Genomic DNA, 16,280 nt, shown 5'->3' with positions numbered 1-16,280 from the left:
CGCTCGCCGGCCGGATCGCGTGGACCATCGTGATCGGGGTGCGGGTGATGCCGGGACTCGGGGGCGGGGTGTCCGGCCGGCACGGGCTGCCCCCGATCAGCCCGTACCGGCCGGTGGTTCGCGGCGGGAGCCGCGGTCGGCCGGGGTGCCGTGCTCAGCCGATGCAGCCGGGTACGGCTCCGGGCGGCGCGCAGTTGTCGGGGTCGTTGTTGACGACCGCGGTCTGGTTGAGGGTGACGGTGCTGCCGGGCTCTTCGAAGATGCCGCCGCCGCTGGCGGCCTTGTTCCTGGTGACCCTGGAGTCGGTCAGGGTCGCGGCACCGCCGTCGTTGTACAGGCCACCGCCCCGGTCGGCGGTGGTGTTGTTCTTGATCACGGTGGACTCGACGTCGAGGGTGCCGGAGTTGGTGATACCGCCGCCGTCACTCCCGGCGCCGGGTGCGGTGTTCCCGGTGACCCGGCTGTCGCGCAGGGTGAGAGTGCCGTCGAGGAGGAAGATCCCGCCGCCCAGGGCCGAGGATCCGGTGACCGTGTTCTTGCTGACGCCGGTGGATTCCATGGTGGTGTTGCCGCCGATGATGAAGAGACCGCCGCCGACTTCCCCGGCGGTGTTTCCGCTGATCTCGCTTCGGCTGAAGGTCGTGAGGTCGCCGCTGGTGATGATCACGATGCCGCCGCCGAGGGCTCCGCCGGTGTTCCGGTTCACCTGGCTGCGGATGTACGTCGCCGGGGTCTCGACGGAGAGTACGCCGCCTCCGCCACCGTCACTGGCCGTGTTCTTGTTCACGGTGCTGTCGGTGAGGGAGAGACTGCCCAGGGCGGTGAAGATGCCGCCCCCGTCGCCGGCGGCGTTTCTGTCGGCGCTGCTGTGGGTGAGGGAGAGGGCGGCTTCGTCGGTGAAGATGCCGCCGCCTTCGTCGGCCGCGGTGTTGCCGTCCACATGGCTGGACGTCGCGGTGACCGTGGAGTCGTCCTCGGCGTAGACCGCACCGCCGTCGTCGTCGGCGTGGTTGCCGGTGAGGGTGGTGCACTTCAGGGTCAGGCTGCGGTTGTCGTCGACGAAGACGGCGCCGCCGTCGTCGGTGCTGCTGCCGCCGCGGACGGTCAGACCCGAGCCGCTCCGGCAGTCCCGGTCATCGCGGTCCCGATCGCGGTCCCGATCGCGGTCGATACCGCTGAGTACCGGATTGCCGAGTACCGAGGCCGCGCTCCAGCCGTCGCCGCGGCCCTTTCCGCGGCCGGTGCCGTCGAGGGTGAGGGCGCCTGCAGGGCCGGTGATCTCGAAGATCCGGAACTGGGGGGCGGCGGCGGAACGCTCGATCACCGTGCGCTTGCCGCCCTTGAGCGTGATGGGCGTGGTGATCAGCGGCAGGCCGTTGGGGTCCCCGCTGGGACCGGTGTTGTCCACCGCCGTCAGCGTGTAGGTGCACTTGGAAGGCAGCCGGATGGTGCCGCCGCCCGCGGCGTTGGCGGCGTCGATGGCATCCTTCAGGGCCTCGACGTCACAGGCGATGGCGTCGGAGGGCCTGGACGGGTCGGCCTGCGCGGACAGGGCCGGGACCAAGGCGAGGCCGAGGGCCAGGGCGGCGCAGACACCGCCCGCTCTCGCAACGGATCTCATGGCAGCTCCATAGGCGTGGGGACCAGCACCGTAGGCGCCACCCGGCCACCCTCGCCGCCAACACACCACACCAGCGGAGCGGCACCACACCGATGCCGCACCACACCGCACCACCCGGGGCGGCAGGGGGCCCTCACGGATGCGACCCGGCGGGCGACCGGTGCCGCCGTACGCCCCACCGGGCCCGGGGCGGGCGGCGCCGACCGCCCCGGGCCGCGAGCCCCGGCCCGGGGCTCACATGCCGTGGACTGCCGGGACCGTGCCGAGGCGGCCCTTCTGGAAGTCCTCGAACGCCTGCTGCAGCTCCTCGCGGGTGTTCATGACGAACGGCCCGTAGTGCGCCATCGGCTCCCGGATGGGCCGCCCGCCGAGCAGCACGATCTCCAGGTCACCGGTGCCGACGGTGTCCTGTGTGTCGTCGGCCCGCACGGTCAGCGCACCGCCCTCGCCGAACACCGCCGTCTGGCCCATGTGCACGGGCCGCCGCTCGGCGCCGACCGCGCCGCGCCCGGCGAGGACGTACGCGAGGCCGTTGAAGTCCTCGCGCCACGGCAGGGTGATCTGCGCGCCCGGCCGCAGGGTCGCGTGGACCATAGTGATCGGGGTGTGGGTGATGCCGGGCCCCTGGTGCCCGTCGAGCTCACCGGCGATCACGCGCAGCAGGGCGCCGCCGTCGGGGGAGGTGAGCAGCTGGACCTGGCCGCCGCGGATGTCCTGGTAGCGCGGGTCCATCATCTTGTTCGCCGCGGGAAGGTTCACCCAGAGCTGCAGCCCGTGGAAGAGGCCGCCGCTCATGACCAGGTCCTCCGGCGGGGCCTCGATGTGGAGCAGCCCGGAGCCCGCAGTCATCCACTGGGTGTCGCCGTTGCGGATGGTCCCGCCTCCGCCGTTGCTGTCCTGGTGGACGAAGGTGCCGTCGATCAGGTACGTGACCGTCTCGAAGCCGCGGTGCGGGTGCCAGGGGGTGCCCTTCGGCTCCCCGGGCGCGTACTCCACCTCGCCCATCTGGTCCATCATGATGAACGGGTCGAGGTACGTGTAGTTGATCCCGGCGAACGCGCGGCGCACCGGGAAGCCCTCTCCCTCGTACCCCTGGGGCGCCGTGGTCACGGCCAGTACGGGACGCTGCACGGCGTCACCGGCCGCGGTCACGCGCGGCAGGGTCAGCGGGTTCTGGACAGTCACTGCGGGCATGGGGACCTCCTCGTACGTCCAGGTTAGTTGAATCCTGAACTTCTCGCCACCCCCAACACGGATGCCGCCGACCGCATTCCCGCCCCGCCGCGGGCGCCACCCCGCGCCGGTACCCCTGCACGAAAACGACCGGCGAGCACCGAAGGGTGCAGGCCGGCCGTCAGACCAGAAATCGAAGATCGGGGCGAGAGAAGCAAGCGGAACGAAGAAGGGCAGGCAGGGGAAAGCGGTGCGGGCCCGGGACCGGTCAGCCGTACATGCGCCGCATCGCGAAGTCGACCATCTGCTCCACGGCCTTCGCGTCGAAGACCATCCGGTGCTCGCCCTCCATGTCGAGGACGAAGCCGTACCCGGTGGGCAGCAGATCGATCACCTCGGCGCCCGTGATCACGAAGTACTTGGACTCCTTGCCCGCGTAGCGGCGCAGCTCCTTGAGCGAGCTGAACATCGGGATCACCGGCTGCTGCGTGTTGTGCAGGGCCAGAAAACCCGGGTTCTCGCCGCGCGGGCAGTACACCTTCGAGGTCGCGAAGATCTGCTGGAAGTCCTCCGCGGAGAGCGACCCCGTGGTGAAGGCCCGCACCGCGTCGGCGAGCGAGGGGGGTGACGGCTCGGGGTACAGCGGCTGCTCTCCATAGCCCGCCCCGGGCATCCCGGCACCCGGCATCCCGGCTCCGGGCATGCCCGCACCCGACATCGGCTGCTGCGGCGGAGGGCCGTAGTGCTGCTGACCGCCGGGGGTCTGGTCGTAGCCGTACATGGGCGCAAGACTACCGAGGCTCCGCCGGGAGCGGGCCCGGCCACCGGTCATGCCTCAGCGGGTGAGCTCCCCGGACCTGATCGCCCCGACGAACGACGGCCACGCTCCGGCACCGACCTCGAGGACGGGCCCGTGGGGCGCCCTGGAGTCGCGGCCGGGAACGACATGGGCGAGGCCGTCGGCAACTTCCCGGCATTCGCCACCCGTTCGTGCCGGACGAGTCGGGACGGGACCTCGCCCTGCCGGCGGCGATCGGTCTGCGCCGGGGTGTGGACCCGGGCCCCGACGGCAGGACAGTCTGGTGCGAGCTGCCCGGCCCGGCTCAGCCGCCGGATGCGGGGCGCGTCACAGATGCCGGTGGGGGGTTGCATCTTATTACCGGCGGGTAGCATCATCGTAGCTACTTGCTGGTAATGCAACGAGGAACCCTGCCTCCTCCCCGATCCGTTACGGAGCCGTCGCCATGGGGCACTACAAGTCGAATCTCCGCGACATCGAGTTCAACCTCTTCGAGGTCCTCGGGCGCGACAAGCTGTACGGCACGGGCCCGTTCGCGGAGATGGACGTCGAGACCGCCAAGAGCATCCTCGACGAGATCGCCCGCCTCGCGGAGAACGACCTCGCCGAGTCCTTCGCCGACGCCGACCGCAACCCGCCGGTCTTCGACCCCGAGACCAACACCGCTCCGGTGCCGGAGAGCTTCAAGAAGAGCTACAAGGCCTTCATGGACTCCGAGTACTGGCGCCTCGGCCTCCCCGAGGAGATCGGCGGCACCACCGCGCCGCGCTCCCTCGTCTGGTCCTACGCCGAGCTGCTCCTCGGCTCGAACCCGGCGATATGGATGTACTCCTCGGGCCCGGCGTTCGCCGGCATCCTCTACGAGGAGGGCAACGAGGCGCAGAAGAAGGTCGCCCAGATCGCGGTCGAGAAGCGGTGGGGCTCCACCATGGTCCTCACCGAGCCCGACGCGGGCTCGGACGTCGGCGCGGGCCGCGCGAAGGCGATCCAGCAGGACGACGGCTCCTGGCACATCGAGGGCGTGAAGCGCTTCATCACCTCCGGTGAGCACGACATGGAGGAGAACATCCTCCACTACGTCCTCGCCCGCCCCGAGGGCCACGGCCCCGGCACCAAGGGCCTGTCCCTCTTCCTCGTGCCGAAGTTCCACTTCGACTGGGAGACCGGCGAGCTGGGCGAGCGCAACGGCGTCTACGCCACCAACGTCGAGCACAAGATGGGCCTCAAGGCGTCCAACACGTGCGAGATCACCTTCGGCGACAAGCACCCCGCCAAGGGCTGGCTGATCGGCGACAAGCACGACGGCATCCGCCAGATGTTCATGATCATCGAGTTCGCCCGCATGATGGTCGGCACCAAGGCGATCTCCACGCTGTCGACGGGCTACCTCAACGCACTGGAGTACGCCAAGGAGCGCGTCCAGGGCCCCGACCTGGCCAACTTCATGGACAAGACCGCGCCCAAGGTCACCATCACCCACCACCCCGACGTGCGCCGCTCGCTCATGACGCAGAAGGCGTACGCGGAGGGCATGCGCGCCCTCGTCCTCTACACCGCGTCGGTGCAGGACGAGATCGCGTTCAAGGAGGCCGCGGACGAGGACGCCACGTCCCTGCACGGCCTGAACGACCTGCTGCTGCCGATCGTGAAGGGCTACGGCTCCGAGAAGGCGTACGAGCAGCTCGCCCAGTCGCTGCAGATCTTCGGCGGCTCCGGGTACCTGCAGGAGTACCCGATCGAGCAGTACATCCGCGACGCCAAGATCGACACCCTCTACGAGGGCACCACGGCGATCCAGGGCCAGGACTACTTCTTCCGGAAGATCGTCCGCGACCAGGGCGCCTCGCTGAACGCGCTCGCCGAGGAGATCAAGAAGTTCCTCGCGGTCGGCACCGGCGGCGAGGAGCTGGCCGGCGCCCGCGACGCCCTCTCCAAGGCCGCCGTCGACCTGGAGGCGATCGTCGGGCGGATGCTCACCGACCTCACCGCCACGGGCGAGGACGTCAGGAACATCTACAAGGTCGGCCTCAACACCACCCGCCTGCTGCTCGCCTCCGGTGACGTCGTCGTCGGCTACCTGCTGCTGCGCGGAGCGGCCGTCGCCGCCGAGAAGCTGGAGACCGCCTCCGCCAAGGACAAGGCGTTCTACCAGGGCAAGATCGCGGCCGCGAAGTTCTTCGCCGCCAACGTCCTGCCGGGCGTCTCGATGGCCCGCGAGATCGCCGAGGGCGTCGACAACGAGCTGATGGACCTGGACGAGGCGGCCTTCTAGACCCGGCCCCGCCCACCGACCGAGGCGAAGACCCGCTCCCACCCGGGAGCGGGTCTTCCCGCGTACCGGGCCGGCAACCGCCGCGCGCAGCCGTCCGGGCCCACACGCGCAGCCGTCCGGGCCCAGGGGACGCACCGGCCGCGTACCGGTGCCGCCCACCCGGGCGGACCGGCCGCGCGGGGCACGCTCGTTAAGGTGAACCCCATGAACAGCCGTGCAGCCTCCCCGTCGCCCACGCCCTTCGACCGCGGCCACACCGAGGACATGATGTCCTTCCTGGCGGCGAGCCCCTCGCCGTACCACGCGGTGGCGAACGTCGCCGGGCGGCTGGACAAGGCCGGGTTCCGGCGGGTCGAGGAGACCGACGCCTGGGACGGGGCCGCTGGCGGCAGGTACGTGCTCCGGGGCGGCGCCGTCATCGCCTGGTACGTACCGGAGGGCGCGCCGGCCCACACCCCCTTCCGCATCGTCGGCGCCCACACCGACTCCCCCAACCTCCGTGTCAAGCCGGAACCGGACATGGGCGCGCACGGCTGGCGTCAGATCGCCGTCGAGATCTACGGCGGACCGCTGCTGAACTCCTGGCTCGACCGCGACCTCGGCATCGCCGGGCGGCTCACCCTGCGGGACGGCTCCGCCCGCCTGGTGAACATCGACCGCCCGCTGCTGCGCGTGCCCCAGCTCGCGATCCACATGGACCGCTCGATCCATGAGAAGGGGCTTCAGCTCGACAAGCAGAGGCACATGCAGCCCGTCTGGGGTCTCGGCGACACCGTCAGGCAGGGCGACCTGATCTCCTTCCTGGAGGAGGAGAGCGGGCTCCCGCCCGGCGAGGTCACCGGCTGGGACCTGATGACCCACGCCGTGGAGGCCCCCGCGTTCCTCGGCCGCAACCGCGAACTCGTGGCCGGGCCGCGGATGGACAACCTGCTCTCCGTGCACGCGGGGACCGCGGCGCTCGCCGCCGTCTCCGGCCGGGACGACCTGCCGTACATCCCCGTCCTCGCCGCCTTCGACCACGAGGAGAACGGCTCCCAGGCCGACACCGGCGCGGACGGCCCGCTGCTCGGATCGGTGCTGGAGCGCTCGGTGTTCGCCCGCGGCGGCACGTACGAGGACCGCGCCCGGGCCTTCGCCGGCACCGTCTGCCTGTCCTCCGACACCGGCCACGCCGTCCACCCCAACTACGCGGAGCGCCACGACCCGACGCACCACCCCCGCCCCAACCGCGGCCCCATCCTGAAGGTCAACGCCAACCAGCGGTACGCGACGGACGGCAGCGGCCGGGCCGTGTTCGCGGCCGCCTGCGAGCGCGCCGATGTGGAGTGGCAGACCTTCGTCTCCAACAACGCGATGCCGTGCGGCACGACGATCGGCCCGATCACCGCCGCCCGCCACGGGATCCGGACCGTCGACATCGGCGTGGCGATCCTCTCGATGCACAGCGCCCGCGAACTCTGCGGCTCGGACGACCCGTACCTGCTGGCCAACGCGCTGGTGGCGTTCCTGGAGGGCTGACGCGCCGGGGGCTCCTTCCGCCCGGAGCCGCCGAGGACCGTCCCGGGAGCCGCCGAGGTCCGTCCCGGGCCGCCGAAAGGCGTCCCAGGAGGCTTCCCGGGGGCCGCTGAGGGCCGTCCCAGGAGGCTTCCCGGGGGCCGACGGGAGCCACCCGGGGCCCCTCGGCCGGGGTCCGAGCGAACGTCATGGGGGCTTTCCCGCGTAGGAGTTGCCGGCCGGGGTACCCGGAGGGCCGACATCGACTCGGGAGGCCGGAGGGCCTACACCGACACGGGAGGCGGAGACCATGGGCCTGGGAGGCTGCATCCTGCTGATCGGCGCGGGGGCGATTCTCACCTTCGCGACCGACTGGAAGACCGAGAGCGTCAACCTCGACCTGGTCGGACTGATCATGATGGCGGTCGGCATCATCGGGGTCGCCGCCTTCACCAGCATCGCGCGCCGTCGCCGGGCGCTCGTCTCACCGGTCGCCCCGACCGTGATCGAGGAGCCCCGGCACGGCGGCTACGAGCGCTGACGCGGCGCCCGGCCGGATCCGCCGGGTCGCGTCACCGGCCGGGGCCCATGACGCACCGCCCGCCGGAGCCGTCGAGCGGTGCGGCCGGGCCGGCCGGTCAGGCGTCGTCCAGGCCCGCCAGGACCAGCGGCAGCCGGGACGCGCCGTCGCGGGTCAGCCGGACCGGAACGCCCCAGTCCTGCCGGTGCACATGGCACGCCGGGTACTCTCCCCCGGTCTCCGACCGGGAGGTGCCCCCAGCCGGATCGTCGCAGGACGCGGCCATCGCCGAGACGTGCAGCACGCCCTCGGTCACCGCCGGGTCCAGCTCCAGCTCCCGGAAGAGGTCCGTGCCCGCACCCGCGCCCTTGGCCAGCAGCTCCGGCGGGGTCGACGACACCAGCAGCCTGGTCGAGGGCCCGTAGCGGGTGTCGAGCTTCTGCCCCTCGGGCGCCTGGAAGACCACGTCGAGCCGCAGCGTCCCCGGCGCCACCTCGGTGGCCGCCCGCTGCGTACGGTGCGCCACACCCTCGACCCGGACGGCCTCCTCGGGGAGCCGCAGCCGCGTCAGGCGGTGCCGCGCCGACTCCACGACGACGATCTCCCCGCCGTCCAGCACCGCGCCGGAAGGCTCGCGCAGATCGGTGGCGAGGGTCGTCACCTCACCGGTCGCCGGGTCGTAACGGCGCAGCGCGTGGTTGTACGTGTCGGACACCGCCACCGAGCCGTCGGGCAGCGCGGTGACGCCCAGCGGGTGCTGGAGCAGGGCCTGTCCGGCGTCCCCGTCCCGGTGCCCGAAGTCGAAGAGGCCGGTGCCGACGGCGGTGTGCACGACTCCGCCGGTGTCGATCCACCGCAGCGCGGAGGTCTCCGAGTCGGCGATCCACAGCCGGTCCCCGGCCGCGGCCAGCCCGGACGGTTGCGCGAACCACGCCTCGGCCGCCGGTCCGTCCACCAGGCCCTCGTTGGTCGTGCCCGCGGCCACCTCGACCGTGCCGGTCTCCGGGTCGTACGTCCACAGCTGGTGGACCCCGGCCATCGCGATCCACACCCTGCCCTGCCACCAGGCCACGTCCCACGGCGAGGAGAGATCCACCTCCAGCGCCGGGCCCGACGTCGGCGACCCCTGCCACCACTGCCGCCCCGTCCCCGCGACCCGCTCGACGGCTCCGGTCCCGGGATCGACCGTCCGCAGCGCGTGGTTCACGGTGTCGGCGACGATCACCTTCCCCGACGGCAGCAGCGCGAGCCCCTGCGGCTCCCGGAAGTCGCCGTCGCCGATCCGCCGCACCAGAGTCTCGCCGTCCGCCTCCAGCTCGACCAACTGGTGCCGCGTCGTGTCGGAGACCAGGAAACGCCCGGAGGGCAGCCGCAGCGCCTTCCCCGGGAAGCGGAGATCCGTCGCGACCGGCTCCGGCGGCACATACGGCCCGTCCCCGCGCCGCAGCGTGCCCTTCGCCTCGTGCTCGGCCTCCAGCTGCTCCACCAGCCGCTCGATGGCGTGCGCATGGCCCTCGCCCGCGTGCTGTGCGACCACGTACCCCTCGGGGTCGATCACCACGAGCGTCGGCCAGGCCCGTACCGCGTACTGCTTCCACGTGGCGAGCTCCGGGTCGTCGAGGACGGGGTGGTGCACCCCGTACCGCTCGACGGCGTCGACCACGGCCTGGTGATCGGCCTCGTGCACGAACTTCGGCGAGTGGACGCCGACGACCACCGTGGTGTCGCGGTGCTTCTCCTCGAGCTCGCGCAGCTCGTCCAGGACGTGCAGGCAGTTGATGCAGCAGAAGGTCCAAAAATCCAAGATCAATGTGCGACCTCGGAAGTCGGCGAGCTTCAGATCCTTCCCGCCGGTATTGATCCAGCCGCCCTTGCCGATCAGCTCGGGAGCACGGACACGGGCACGGCGGGGCGCGGGCGCGGGGGTGGGCGCCGAGGCAGCATCGTTCATGTTTCAAGCTTGCCATCCGCTTGTGAAGGCGGGATCACGCCCGTACGAAGCGACTCAGGGCACCCGCTCCACCACGGCGACTTCCGAGAACTCCCGGAGGAAGGTCATGTGACCGGTCCGGCCGGTGTGCTGTATGCACATGTCGGTGCACATGTCAGCGTTCCCGGTCGGTTCGGAGGTCCACCGGCAGTCCGGGTTCAGGCACCGCGCGGTTGCCGTGGTCTCCGCCGATGGGTGGCGGTGCATGACGTAGCTGACGTATCGGAGCACGGCTCTCACCGTCATGCCACTTCCCCGGGGTGCGGGTGGTTCCGGAGCTCCACGTTGCAATCGCTGACCGTGGAGTGGTCGCTCAGAAGGCGGGCTTCCCGGCGCTGTGAGGCCAGAGCGGCGCAGACTCCGCAGCCAGCCGCCGGTACGGGCTCCGGATCCGTTCGCAGCGGCAGCTCTACCGGGGGCTGCGCATAGGTGATCGGCTTCACGGCCCGATCTCGTGTCGTCCGCATGGTGACCACGCTAGGAACGCCGAGGTCGCACTTCCCATGAGATTGCATGAGGTTGCACGGCTATCACCGCAGGGTCTGAATGACGCTCGTGATCAGTGCTCGGGCCTTCGCCCCGTAGAGCGCCATGTCGGCCAGCTCCCTGAACGTGTCCGCGTAAGCGGCAACCTCACTGGGCTGGGTCAGCGTGAGGTAGCCCGAGACCAGCTCGACGTTGACCTGCGCGGTGTCGAAGATCCAGAACCCCTCCACCGGCATCCTCGATCGCTCGGTACGTGTGGGAACCACGCCCAGGCTGACGCTGGGCAGCGAGCCGACCGTGAGGAGGTGGCGGAGCTGCTCCTCTTGCACCTCCGCCCCGCCGAGCCCGTTCCGCAAGACCGATTCCTCAACCAGGAACGCAAACCGCCGATCGCCCTTATGGAGCACGCGCTGACGCTCCATGCGAACGACGACCGCGTCGGCAACGTCGTCCACTTCGACCCGTCTGCGCTGGACGCAAGACGGCTTCCGTGTAACCGTAGGTCTGGATCAGGCCCGGAACGAACCACGAGGAGTACGCGCGGAACCGGCGGGTTCGCTCGAAGAGCGGGAGGCGGGCTTCCTGGGCTTGCTTGAGCCCAGCGCGCTCCACTCGCCGCCACCCGACCCACATGCCTTCGGCGGTACGCAGCGAGGCCAACAGGTCTTCCGTCTGATCTTCCGAACCACACGCCCGGCACCACGCCCGGATGTCATCAGCGGACGGAGGCGTACGGGCGTTCATGATCCGTGACGACTTGGACGGATGCCAGGAGCACAAACGGGCGATGTCCCGTCCGGTGAGGCCGGCATCCCGGCACAGCTCAGCGAGTCGATTCGCCAGTGCCTGCCGGGCCTGCTGTGCGCTTGATGAGGGTGAGACGGCCATGGTGGTAACAGCTCAGCGCGGTCGGTACTCCTCGTGCGGAACGGCCCGTTGCCAGGCTGCTTCGAAGGCGACGGCGCACAGCTTCACCCGCTCGGGCTCCTCCGTGTACTCCCGCCCGTCCTGGTCGAGCTGCCCGTTCCCGGTGAAGTGGTGGAACAGCGCCTGCGCGCTGTCGAACAGCCAGAAATCGGTACCCGGCAAGGCCAAGTCCGTCGTCTGCCGCCGCGGCAGCCACCGGACCAGTTCACCCGCCGCGATGTTCGTGAACGTGCAGTCGTACTCGTACCGCACGTAGTCGCTGATCGGCTCCGACACGATCCGGAGCCGCCGGACCACGACCCCTCGGCCCGTCGCTTCGCTTACCGCGTCGTGCCAGCCGCCCCACCACGAAGACCGGTCAGCGGGGTCGAGGCGCTTCCCCTGCTGCCACGCGATGAACTCGGGGTCATCGAGCATGTAGCTGTCACGCAACTCAAGATGCACCGCCGAGTGCTTTGCTCGTGCCAGTGCATGACGGGCGGGTGGCTGCACGGCCTGCCTCTCAGTTGTCGTCCGGGTGCGGGATGTACTTCAGCATCACCGCGGGCAGCCGGATGATCGTCTCGTGGTCCGGAACGTCCGTGGAGTGGCCCGGGATCGAACCGATCTCCTGGCAGGCCCTCACTTCGTCCTCGGTCGCCTTGTACGACTGGATCAGAAGGTCGCCGGTCTCCTCGTGGAGTCAGATCGTCGGAGACTCGTCAGTCGGCGTGTTCGGGATGATGCCGAGGAACTTTAGGGTCATGGTCGCTCCCGCCGTCGAGTGGGTTGCACCAGCGTGCACGAGCCTCACCCCTGCGGCTGAGCCGCGCAAGAGGGCCTTAAGACAGGGCGGTTGGGGTGCCAGCGAAGGGACGAGAGCCCCCGAGCCCGCCGTCCCGATCGGGAGGGACGACTGCGGAGGCTCGTGGTGTTGCCCTGCCCTCCGGACTGCATCATGGGGCGTTCGGCGGGCTTTGCACGGCGTTAACTGTGTCGCTCTGGCGCCTGCGGCGGTCAATATCCGCTGGTCAGGGTGATGATGGTCCCGAAAAATGGCGTCGCACCCAGCGTGCGTATTTCGAGCTGGGGTCGGGGTCGGGATGGTGACCCCCAGCGCAACTTCGCGCCGACCCTCCGATGGCCCCAGTGACGAAGTGACGGAATGACGTTTTGCTCTATTCCATCTATAGAGACTTAGAACATCTCTTAAAGGGGTAATGGGCTTCGACCGTCATTCCGTCACTTCGTCACCCGTGGATTCCACCCCAGCCTCGCTTCTGGTCGCCCAGACGATCCGGCAGCGCTCGTCACCGTTGAACCTCACGCCCACCTTGCCTCGCTGGACTTCCACGCGATCGATTGCGAGGCCGAGGCGTTCACGCCTTCCGGCTGCGTCGTCGGCCTCCCAGGCTTCACGCAGCAGGTTCGCATCCAGGAGTGGAGAGATGTCCACGGAAGGGGTCGGCATCCGCAGTAGGTCCGCGCGCAGCCCCTCGATCCGGGTACGAAGTCGTCCGGCGAGCCGGTTGTACCGGTCGATCGCGTCTTCGCCGGTGAACTCGCCACGGACGTACCTGGCCTCCTCCAGTTCCGCCAGACGGGCCCCCTCGTCCGCGATCTCCGCCTCGATCGCGTCCCGCTTCGCGAAAACCTCCGGGTCCTCCCTCTGTACCCAGCGATCGGCGATCACGGCGAGCAGCGGGTCCTGAGGCTCCAGGGACGGCAGGCGTGAGAGGAACGCCCGAGTCACGTAGTCGTCAATGCTCTCCACACGGGCCGAGACACCGGAGCATCCCCGCCCCATGCGGTGGCTGGAGCACTGGTACGACGTGCCGGCCTTGCTCATCCGGGCCCCGCAGAGCCCACAACGTGCTATCCCGGTGAGCAGCGACTTCCCCTGCTTGTGACCGTGCCGCTTCCCCGCCAGAGGAAACGTGCGCGCTTCGAGCTGGCGGAGGATGAGCTCACGCTCCCCGACCGTGATGATCCCCTCACCGATGCTCACGGTCTCCAGCGTCTCCGGGTCTCGGTAGGGAGAGACCCGGTTCATGTACTTGCGTGTCCCGTCCGGCTGCTCCTCGTACTCGGTCTGCGGCATGAGACCGGCGAAGGCCGGTGAACGAAGGAGTTGCATGACGCTGGACGAGTTCCACTCGCCCCCACGGGCGGACTCCACCCCGTGCTCGTTCAGCAGCCGGGCGATGTGGACGAGGACCTTCCCGGACAGCGCCTCGTCGGCGATCAGGCGGGCGTAGACGGCGGTCTCGGGGTCGTGGACGAGCTTCTTCGCCTCCGGGTCCACCAGCAGCCCGTAAGGCGGCTGTCCGCCGATCCACTGGCCCCGCTGCCGTAGGTACCGCTTGGCGTTGCCGACGCGCATCCCAAGGTTGCGGGACTCGTTGCGCGCCAGTTCCGCCAGCATCGCGATGGTGACCCGGGCGCTGTCGTTCTTCGTGTCGAGGCCGTCCATGACGGAGACCAGCCGTCCGCCGACCCGGCCTATGTCGTCCAGCGCCTTGCCGACCTCGCCGATGCCCTTGCGGGACAGACGGTCGAGCTTCCAGACGATCAGAACGCCCACTACGCCGGCCGTGGCTGCTGTGATCGCCGCATCGAACCCCTTGCGGCTGACGTTCTTGTAACCGGAACGTCCACGGTCGATGTGGACCTTGCGGACGGTCAGTCCGTTGCGCTCCGCCCATGCGCGGCAGTCGGCTTCCTGGCGGTCGATCGCGGTCTTGCCCTCCCGGTCCAGGGACAGGCGCAAGTACAGGTCAGCAGTGGTGTGTTGGTGCACGCGCCCAACGCTAGCGAGGAGTGCTCACATTGGTTCAGGAAATCCAGAAATCTACAACAACGCACTTACCTCGTAGGTCCGCGAGCGTCAGACTCTTGCCACCCGTGTTGAGCCAGCCACCCTTGCCGATCAGCTCGGGGGCACGGACACGGGCACGGCGGCGGGGCGCGGGGGAAGCGGCGGCGTTCATGCGGTCAAGGGTGCCACTCGCGGAGCGGGGGGACCGCGGGCGGTCCGGCACCGCCCGGCGGGGGGCCGCTCCCCCCGGGACGCAGTGGACGCACGGGGTCCACGCGACCGCCGACGGGGACCACACGACCGCCGGGACCCACGGCTGACCGCCACGGGCCTGCGGCGGGCGGGAGCGGCCGGGTCCCGTCCGGCCGGGGCCGGGCGGGGCCGGTCTCGGGGTGTCAGCTCCCCCGTACCGCCGGGGGTGCCAGGCCCAGACGGCGGTCCTTGAGGGCCGGGAACTGCTCGCGGGTCGCCCCCGGCCTCTTCGGGTCCAGGTCGACCGTGAGGACCTCCTCACCGGCGCCCGCCTCCGCCAGGACCTCGCCCCACGGGTCGACGACGATGCTGTGGCCCGCCTGCTCCACGCCCGCGTGGGTGCCCGCGCTGCCGCAGGCGAGGACGTACGCCTGGTTCTCCACCGCCCGGGCCTGCGCCAGCAGGGTCCAGTGGGCACGCCGCCGCTCCGGCCAGCCCGCGGGGACGACGAGCGTGTCGGCGCCGGCGTCCACCAGGCCGCGGAAGAGCTCCGGGAAGCGCAGGTCGTAGCAGGTGCCGAGACCGAGGGTCGCCTCGGGCAGCCGTACGGTCACCAGGTCCTCGCCCGCGGCCATCATCACGGCCTCGCCCTTGTCGAAGCCGAAGCGGTGGATCTTCCGGTAGACGCCCGCGAGGCGGCCCTCGGGGGACAGCACCAGCGAGGTGTTGAAGAGGCGGCCGTCGGCGGCCCGCTCGACGACGGATCCGGCGTGCAGCCAGACGCCCGCGTCGGCCGCGGCCTCCGCCATGACCCGGTGCGTGGGGCCGTCCAGCGTCTCGGCCTCCGTCTCGAAGGAGTCGTAGGCGAAGGCCCCCACGGTCCAGAGTTCGGGAAGGACGACAAGGGCGGAACCCCGTTGCTCCCGGACCAGTTCGGCCGCTCGGCGACGGCGGGAGTCCACCGGTTCGTCACGGTCTACCGCGATCTGGATGAGTGAGGCGCGCACACTACCACCGTCCTGGCATTCGAGCCGTCAACACGGGCCTACCATCGTCACACGAAAGCACTGCCGGGGTGCCCAAGGGCAGCGTACTGTTCTCTCCCGGGGGTCACCCCCAGGACCCCCGGCAGCCGCCCGCACCCAGACCGCGCACGACCGCCGAGGGGTTCCGTGACCGTCCATCCCAGTCTCCAGACCTACGCCGACGCCTGGACCCACTCCATCGAAGCCATATCCGAGCTGGTGCAGCCGCTCGCGGAGGGCGAGTGGAACCGCCCGACGCCGTGCCCCGCATGGTCGGTTCGCGACATCGTGTCGCACATCATCGGCATGGAGTGCGAGATGCTCGGCGACCCCCGCCCGATCCACAGCCTGCCGCGCGATCTCTACCATGTGCGCAGCGAGTTCGCCCGCTACATGGAGATGCAGGTCGATGTGCGCCGCCACCACACGGCGCCGGAGATGACCTCCGAGCTCGAGTACACGATCATCCGGCGGAACCGTCAGCTGCGGAACGAGAACCGCTCTCCGGAGACGATGGTGCGCGCCCCGCTGGGTGCGGAGCAGACGCTGGAACAGGCCTACCGTATGCGGGCGTTCGACGTCTGGGTGCACGAACAGGACCTGCGCGCCGCGCTGAACGCGCCGGGCAACCTCGACTCCCCCGGCGCGTTCGTCGCCCGTGACCAGTTCATCTCGGCGCTGCCGAAGGTCGTCGCCAAGGGCGCCGGGGCGCCACCCCACTCGGCGGTGGTCGTCGATGTGCACGGGCCGGTGGAGTTCCTGCGGACGGTGCGGGTCGGCGCGGACGGACGCGGCACCGTCGACGGCTCGCCGTCACTGGGCCCGGCCGTGACGCTGGCGCTGGACTGGGAGACCTATGTGCGGCTGGCGGCCGGCCGGGTCCGGCCCGCCGCCGTCGCCGACCGAATCAAGATCGAAGGGGACCCCGGCCTCGCGGACGCGATCCTGGAGTCGTTCGCGGTGACGCCGTAGCGGGGTCGGGTT

At 70.4% G+C, this 16,280-nt stretch carries 13 protein-coding genes and 2 pseudogenes; 4 read left to right on the top strand and 11 right to left on the bottom strand.

Annotated features, from left to right (window positions below; translation table 11 throughout):
* Positions 1–154: 154 nt before the first annotated feature.
* From DDW44_RS15615 to DDW44_RS33355, 4 genes are all read right to left on the bottom strand, one after another.
* Positions 155–1,621 (bottom strand): right-handed parallel beta-helix repeat-containing protein, encoded by a 1,467-nt coding sequence (locus DDW44_RS15615; RefSeq protein WP_108906817.1) that lies wholly within the window; start codon positions 1,619–1,621, stop codon positions 155–157.
* Between the two features lie 234 nt (positions 1,622–1,855).
* Positions 1,856–2,815: a pirin family protein gene (locus tag DDW44_RS15610; protein ID WP_108906816.1), complete on the bottom strand. Its 960-nt coding sequence runs from the start codon at positions 2,813–2,815 to the stop codon at positions 1,856–1,858.
* Positions 2,816–3,062: 247 nt separating this feature from the next.
* Positions 3,063–3,575: an SseB family protein gene (locus DDW44_RS15605; protein WP_017948147.1), complete on the bottom strand. Its 513-nt coding sequence runs from the start codon at positions 3,573–3,575 to the stop codon at positions 3,063–3,065.
* 54 nt (positions 3,576–3,629) lie between these two features.
* Positions 3,630–3,872, bottom strand: a complete 243-nt coding sequence (locus DDW44_RS33355; RefSeq protein ID WP_108908848.1) for a DUF397 domain-containing protein — start codon at positions 3,870–3,872, stop codon at positions 3,630–3,632.
* Positions 3,873–4,038: 166 nt separating this feature from the next.
* Here DDW44_RS33355 and DDW44_RS15595 point away from each other — a divergent pair, with 166 nt between their 5' ends.
* The 3 genes from DDW44_RS15595 (at position 4,039) to DDW44_RS15585 (ending at position 7,900) form a co-directional block, all read left to right on the top strand.
* The gene (locus tag DDW44_RS15595) at positions 4,039–5,865 is read left to right on the top strand and encodes an acyl-CoA dehydrogenase (RefSeq protein ID WP_018890752.1); all 1,827 of its coding nucleotides are present in this window, start codon (positions 4,039–4,041) and stop codon (positions 5,863–5,865) included.
* Positions 5,866–6,069: 204 nt separating this feature from the next.
* Positions 6,070–7,383, top strand: coding sequence for a M18 family aminopeptidase (locus DDW44_RS15590; RefSeq protein ID WP_017948149.1), 1,314 nt, complete (start codon positions 6,070–6,072; stop codon positions 7,381–7,383).
* 286 nt (positions 7,384–7,669) lie between these two features.
* Positions 7,670–7,900, top strand: coding sequence for a hypothetical protein (locus DDW44_RS15585; protein WP_017948150.1), 231 nt, complete (start codon positions 7,670–7,672; stop codon positions 7,898–7,900).
* 97 nt (positions 7,901–7,997) lie between these two features.
* Here DDW44_RS15585 and DDW44_RS15580 read toward each other — a convergent pair whose 3' ends face one another.
* The 7 genes and pseudogenes from DDW44_RS15580 to DDW44_RS15540 form a co-directional block, all read right to left on the bottom strand.
* Positions 7,998–9,830: an NHL domain-containing thioredoxin family protein gene (locus DDW44_RS15580; protein ID WP_108906815.1), complete on the bottom strand. Its 1,833-nt coding sequence runs from the start codon at positions 9,828–9,830 to the stop codon at positions 7,998–8,000.
* Positions 9,831–9,884: 54 nt separating this feature from the next.
* On the bottom strand, positions 9,885–10,115 hold the full coding sequence (locus DDW44_RS33655) for a DUF7848 domain-containing protein (protein WP_108906814.1): 231 nt from the start codon (positions 10,113–10,115) through the stop codon (positions 9,885–9,887).
* Positions 10,116–10,399: 284 nt separating this feature from the next.
* Positions 10,400–11,243, bottom strand: a pseudogene (locus DDW44_RS15565) (helix-turn-helix domain-containing protein).
* A gap of 12 nt (positions 11,244–11,255) precedes the next feature.
* Complete coding sequence (locus tag DDW44_RS15560; RefSeq protein ID WP_341867071.1) at positions 11,256–11,774, bottom strand: DUF6879 family protein; 519 nt, start codon at positions 11,772–11,774, stop codon at positions 11,256–11,258.
* Between the two features lie 10 nt (positions 11,775–11,784).
* Positions 11,785–12,027, bottom strand: a pseudogene (locus DDW44_RS15555) (hypothetical protein).
* Positions 12,028–12,495: 468 nt separating this feature from the next.
* Positions 12,496–14,061 (bottom strand): recombinase family protein, encoded by a 1,566-nt coding sequence (locus DDW44_RS15550; RefSeq protein WP_108906812.1) that lies wholly within the window; start codon positions 14,059–14,061, stop codon positions 12,496–12,498.
* A 413-nt stretch (positions 14,062–14,474) separates the two neighbouring features.
* On the bottom strand, positions 14,475–15,278 hold the full coding sequence (locus DDW44_RS15540) for a carbon-nitrogen family hydrolase (RefSeq protein ID WP_108906810.1): 804 nt from the start codon (positions 15,276–15,278) through the stop codon (positions 14,475–14,477).
* A 165-nt stretch (positions 15,279–15,443) separates the two neighbouring features.
* Between DDW44_RS15540 and DDW44_RS15535 the strand changes: the two genes are divergently transcribed.
* On the top strand, positions 15,444–16,268 hold the full coding sequence (locus DDW44_RS15535; protein WP_017948153.1) for a maleylpyruvate isomerase family mycothiol-dependent enzyme: 825 nt from the start codon (positions 15,444–15,446) through the stop codon (positions 16,266–16,268).
* Positions 16,269–16,280: the final 12 nt, after the last annotated feature.

Source organism: Streptomyces tirandamycinicus (assembly GCF_003097515.1).
In the GTDB taxonomy this organism is placed as follows: Bacteria; Actinomycetota; Actinomycetes; order Streptomycetales; family Streptomycetaceae; genus Streptomyces; species Streptomyces tirandamycinicus.
This window is presented reverse-complemented; position numbering and strand designations above follow the sequence as displayed.